Annotated in this window: 1 protein-coding gene; it reads right to left on the bottom strand. The window is 70.7% G+C overall.

Annotation, left to right across the window (positions count from 1 at the left end; genetic code table 11):
- Positions 1-31: 31 nt before the first annotated feature.
- Entirely contained in the window at positions 32-1,309 is a 1,278-nt protein-coding gene (tnpC, locus tag JMJ55_RS30380) for an IS66 family transposase (RefSeq protein ID WP_202829339.1), read from the bottom strand.
- Between the last annotated feature and the right edge of the window lie 55 nt (positions 1,310-1,364).

The raw sequence follows: 1,364 nt of genomic DNA, 5'->3' as shown, positions 1-1,364 counted from the left end.
TACCCACCCCCGGACTTTTGCGGCTGAGTGGTCAGGCCGTGACGGTCGTCAGGATGGTACCGAATACGCTGGCGTTCGGCGCGAGGCGGGCGGTGTCGACCACGGTGCGCACGTTGGCCTCACCCTGAGCGGCCCACATCGCGCGATAGCCGTTGGTGACCTTGCGCTGGATCACGGCGGGGCGGAGATCGCGCTCGCAGGCGTTGTTCGTCGCCTCAACCTGACCGGGCCAGTCGACGAAGGTCAGCAGCTGGTCGCGCGCTCGTCGCAGCTTCGCTTGCAGCGCCCGTGTCAGCTCGCAAAGGCTGGGCGCGGCCAGGATCGGGTCCAGCCTGCGCTCGAGCGCCCGCCGCTTGGCGGCCAGGGTGGAGGCGGCCAAGCCTGCGGCGGCGTCCGCCAGGGCGAAGGCTGAGCCCAGCCAGAGCTTGAGCCGGAACGGCACGGGGTCGTCGCTGGCCTCCACTGCATACGCCACGTTGCGCGCCAAGTGGGCGAGGCAGGTCTGCTGGGCCAAGCCATGGCCTTGTTGTGCCGAGTAGCGGTCCGAGAGCCAGACCGCGGGGCGGTGCCCGTCCATCATGTCGCGCACGACGGAGGCGGCGCGCGTCGGCGCGGGCTGGTGCACCACGGCCTCCTGGCAGCGGAATACCCAATGATAGCCGGTGCAGCCCTCAATCCGCACGCCGGTCTCATCCGATGCCACCACCTGGGCACGCCGCAGCGCCGCGACGGCTGTCTCGCGCCCGGGCTGGAACCGGCCTTGGGCGCGGCGGAGCAGGTTCATCAGCCCGCCCTGGCTGAGGCGCAGCCCGAACAGGTCGGCCAGCGCGGCCTGGAGCCGCTCATAGGAGAGTGCCTGGTAGGTCTTCAGGTAGGTGGCCACCGCGTGCAGCCGCGGGCCGAAGGGTGTGCCGCTGACCGGCACGGGCGCCACCGCCCGCGTGCCGCATCCGGGGCAGCGCACCGCCAGGCGATGGTGGTGCACCACCCGCGGCCGGACCGCGGGCAACTCGATGTGCTCCCAGACCCCGGCTGCTTCGGTCGGTAGACCGGGCGCGAGCTCCATTCGGCAGCACGGGCAGACATCAGGACGGTGGGCGACCCTCTCGGAGACATCGTCGCTCAAGGGCCGGCTGTGGCCCTCATGGCCCGGCTTGGCCCCTCCAGGCTTGGCATGCTCGCGCCTCTCCTTCCGGTCCGTAGAAGGCGGCTTGGAGGATGTGCGCGAGGTCTTCTCCGGCCGCTGCAGCCGCAGCACCAGCTCGATCAGCTCCGCCTTGCTCAGGTGCTCAAGCTCGTCCCGCTGCATGTGAGGATCGAATCAGCCAACCCGCTCCTGCGCAAGGGGGGGGTGGGTAATTACG

The organism is Belnapia mucosa, assembly GCF_016775475.1.
Classification (GTDB): domain Bacteria; phylum Pseudomonadota; class Alphaproteobacteria; order Acetobacterales; family Acetobacteraceae; genus Belnapia; species Belnapia mucosa.
Note: the sequence above shows the minus strand (reverse complement) of the source record. Positions and strands in the feature narration are given on the sequence as shown.